The following is a 2,714-nucleotide window of genomic DNA, read 5'->3' on the forward strand; positions in this document are numbered from 1 at the left end:
GACGACGATCGGGCGGCTCTTTGCGGCGGACGCGCCGACGCCGCAGGACGAGATCGAGACCCGGATGGCCGAGAGCTACGCGGCCTTCCTCCAGCACACACCTTGGTATCGCTTCGACTTCGACGGCTGGCGGGCGCGGCTTTGGGAGGCGGAGGCCGACAGCCTGCGCGGCTGGGAACGCAGGGTCGGCCTCGGGATCGAGTGGACCGGCAAGGCGCTCTATGCGCGCGCCATTGGCGCGGCGGCGGGGGTGATGGGCGCGGACGAGACGCGGATGCGCGTCGCGGTCACCGGGCTCGACGCGGGCGGGTTGGCGGATCTGGGCCAGATCGTTCGCGAAACCGGGGGCGGCGCGATCCTCGATGTCGAGCGCTACCGTGCCTTCACCGGGACCGTGCGCGAGGTGGCGCGGCGCGGCGGCGGCTTCGCCTGGATCGCGGGGAATGACGAGATCATGGTCTCGATGATCGGGCCCCGGCCGGTGCTGACGCCGGGCGCGCGGGCCCTGTCGCGCATCGAGCGCGCCGGGGAGGCGCGGTATCTCGTGAGCCTGCCGGTAGCAGAGCTCACGGATCTCGTGCGCGCGCTCGAGGCCGGCCCAGCCCGCCTCGAGCATGTCTACGACTACTAGGGCGAGATGGCCTTAGCCGCCCTCTACGGTCTGGATCAGGGCGTTGATCTCCTCGGCCAGGATCTGCGGGTGATCTTCCGGCGTGAAGTGCAGGCCACCCTCGATCCGCCGCAGCGGCGCCTTCAGGTCGGCCGCGAGGCGCTCGCCATATTCGATCTTCTGGAACTCGTCCGCCGCGCCCCAGACGATCCGCGCGGGCATATGGAGGGCCGGCAGCTGGTCAGCCACTGCCTTCGTGTCCTCGACATCGAGCGATTGCGCCTGCCGGACGAAGGCATCTGCCTCGCCATGGCGCTCGTAATGCGGCGCATGGGTATCGAAGGCCGCCTCCGCGGCGGCGTCGGTCTCGTGGCCCTTCGAATACATCATCTTCAGGAGCTTGTGGAACGAGCCGTCCGGCGCGTGCTTGGCGATGGATCCGGTCTTCGCCACGGCGCTGACCAGCGGTACGGGCCAGGAGTCGTAGCTGATCGCATTGGTCAGCAGGAGGCCGCTGACCATCTCCGGGTGCCGGACGGCCGCGATCTGCGCGACGCCACCGCCGAGGTCATGCGCGGCGAGGATCGCCTTCTCGATGCCCTGGCTGCGCATCCAGGCGACGAGGTAGTCCGCCTGCTTGGCGACGGAGATGTCCCGGTCGCGGCCTTCAGGGATCGACGCGCCGTAGCCCGGCATTTCCCAAGCGAGGACGCGGCGGCCCTTGATGAGCGGGGCGACGTCGCGCCACAGGGCCGGGCAGGTGGGGATGCCGTGAAGAAGCACGACGGGATCTCCGGCGCCGGTCTCTTCCCAGCGCATGGTGATCCCGTCGACGAGTGCGGTATGGCTTTGCATGGCGTGGCCTTTCGGTTTGGGTCCGATACGTTCCGGCCCCAACCCGTCGTGCCGCGCGGCGTTCCTCAGGCGGTCATCAGGCGCATCAGGACCGCGCGCGCTTCGAGACCACGCCCCGCCTCGATCTCGCGGATCGCCAGATCGATCTCGCTGCCGACGCGCAGGAGGATCAGGTCTTCCTGCTCGTTCGGAAAGGGCTCGGCCGGCGCCGCGGCGGCGGTCGGCACCGCGGGGGGCGCAGGCTCATCCTCGGCCTCGTCGTCGGTGCCGATTGTCAGGGCGGCTCCCGGCGCGGGCGGGACATAGGGCTCGATGCCGAACGCCTTGGCGACCTTGTCGACGGCATCCTGCATCCCGTCGACAACCTTCTGGCCCTCGTCGTCGAAATGCTCGTAGCCCGGCCCGGCCAGGTTCTCGAGGAGCAGGATGTGGTGGACGGCGCGCTCCAACCGCGCTTCCGAAAGGCGCAGGAACTTGTCGTGCTTCGATTCCGATTTCGTGTCCGGCTGGTCCGTCATTTTGCTACCCTTGCTTTTTCGCAGATGCTATTCCTCGCCAGCGCAGCTGTCGACAGGCAATTTGCGAAAATCTTTATCCAGCATGAGAAACACGATGGTCCTTCGGATCCACAACACCAACCGGCCGCTTGGCCAGCTGCGCAACGCGCATCCGCCCGCCTACCTGCGCAAACCGAACGGCCTCTGGTGGTCGGAAGGCTCCGCTTGGCGCGACCTTCTGGTGCGCACGCCTCTGGGGCAGGGGCACACCGGGCGCAAGCCGGGCGCGCACGACTTCGAGGTGATCCTCGGCGATCGCTTCCGGCTGTTGCAGCTCGAGAGCTGGGACCAGATCCGCGACTTCAGCGCGGCCTATGGCCAGCCCATGCCACACGCGGCGAACGGCTTCTTCTGGCAGACGGGCGACCAGCGCCGCTACGACCCGGCGCAGGACAGCGAGCTACCGCGCCGGGCGCGCTGCTTCCTGATTGACTGGCCGGCGGTGACGCGGGAGTGGGACGGGATCGAGATCGTGAACTACGAGGCGGGCAAGGCGGTCCGGCCGCGCGTCGAGTGGCTCGACATCGACTGGTCGATCTCATCGGGCTGCGCCTGGCGGACGGAGCATGTCGAGGTGCGGGAGGTGGCGCCGGCGCCCGTGGAAGACGAGGCGCTGGCCACCTCCTTCTAGCTAGGAACCACTACCTGTTGAGCGCAGGTCGATGAAAGGCAAGCGAGGTTTTCCTTATGAT

3 protein-coding genes and 1 pseudogene are annotated in these 2,714 nt (G+C 68.3%); 2 read left to right on the forward strand and 2 right to left on the reverse strand.

What is annotated here, in order from left to right; all coding sequences use genetic code 11:
• A pseudogene (locus tag ACFDS3_RS20550) lies at positions 1–631 on the forward strand (hypothetical protein); the annotation flags it as partial.
• A 12-nt stretch (positions 632–643) separates the two neighbouring features.
• On the opposite strand, the gene ACFDS3_RS20555 reads toward ACFDS3_RS20550, so the two are convergent.
• Together ACFDS3_RS20555 and ACFDS3_RS20560 are read right to left on the reverse strand one after the other, a co-directional pair.
• Positions 644–1,465 (reverse strand): alpha/beta fold hydrolase, encoded by an 822-nt coding sequence (locus ACFDS3_RS20555; RefSeq protein WP_375264183.1) that lies wholly within the window; start codon positions 1,463–1,465, stop codon positions 644–646.
• Positions 1,466–1,530: 65 nt separating this feature from the next.
• Positions 1,531–1,983 carry a hypothetical protein gene (locus tag ACFDS3_RS20560; RefSeq protein WP_375264184.1) on the reverse strand — a complete coding sequence of 151 codons (453 nt, stop codon included), beginning with the start codon at positions 1,981–1,983 and terminating at the stop codon, positions 1,531–1,533.
• Between the two features lie 94 nt (positions 1,984–2,077).
• Between ACFDS3_RS20560 and ACFDS3_RS20565 the strand changes: the two genes are divergently transcribed.
• The gene (locus ACFDS3_RS20565; RefSeq protein ID WP_375264185.1) at positions 2,078–2,653 is read left to right on the forward strand and encodes a hypothetical protein; all 576 of its coding nucleotides are present in this window, start codon (positions 2,078–2,080) and stop codon (positions 2,651–2,653) included.
• Positions 2,654–2,714: the final 61 nt, after the last annotated feature.

The sequence above is a fragment of the Palleronia sp. genome (assembly GCF_042089775.1).
GTDB lineage: Bacteria > Pseudomonadota > Alphaproteobacteria > Rhodobacterales > Rhodobacteraceae > Palleronia.